Consider the following 754-nt stretch of genomic DNA (forward strand, 5'->3'; position numbering starts at 1 on the left):
CTGGTGCTCACCGACGTGGACCGGGGCCGCGACGGCGGCCAGCGCGGCCTCGGCGACGGCGACCGGGTCGTCGGCGTCGTCGCCGCCCGCGACGAGGATCACGAACTCGTCGCCCCCCATCCGGGCAACCAGGTGACCGTGGTCGGCCACGCACGCGGCCAGCCTGCGACCGATCATCACCAGCAGCCGGTCACCGAGGTCGTGGCCGAGGCTGTCGTTGATCGCCTTGAAGCCGTCCAGGTCGAGGAAGCACACCCCGACCCGCTGCCCGACACCCGCGGTGTCCAGCACCCGTCCCAACGTCTCGAAGAACAACGTCCGGTTGGGCAGCCCGGTCAGCGGGTCGTGCAGCGCCTGGAAACGCAGGCGCTGCTGGAGTTGGTACCGCTCGGTGATGTCCTCCATCATCGCGACGGTGAATCGTGGCCGTCCCTCGTGTCGGATCAGTGAGACGGCCAGATCCGTCCAGACCACGCTGCCGTCCTTGCGGTAGTAGCGCTTCTCCACCCGGACCGCGTCGTGCTTGCCCTCGATCAGTTCCTGGTAGAGCTCCCACATCCCGGCGGCGTCGTCGGCGTGGAACAGCCCCGCCACGTTGATCTCGCGCAACTCCTCGATCGAGTAGCCGAGCATGTCGGCGAACGCCTGGTTGACGTCGATGATCCGGCCGTCCACGCGGGCGATGCAGATCCCGATCGCAGCTCCGGTGAACACCGCCCGGAACCTCGCCACACGGCCGCGCCGCGCCTGCTCC

1 protein-coding gene is annotated in these 754 nt (G+C 69.2%); it reads right to left on the minus strand.

The genetic code is table 11. The annotated features are described in order from the left end of the window. The coding region (locus tag KBX53_RS34785) for a GGDEF domain-containing protein (protein ID WP_210864017.1) at positions 1-754 on the minus strand (754 nt) is incomplete at both ends.

The sequence above is a fragment of the Micromonospora sp. M51 genome, assembly GCF_018070305.1.
GTDB classification, from domain to species: Bacteria; Actinomycetota; Actinomycetes; order Mycobacteriales; family Micromonosporaceae; genus Micromonospora; species Micromonospora parva.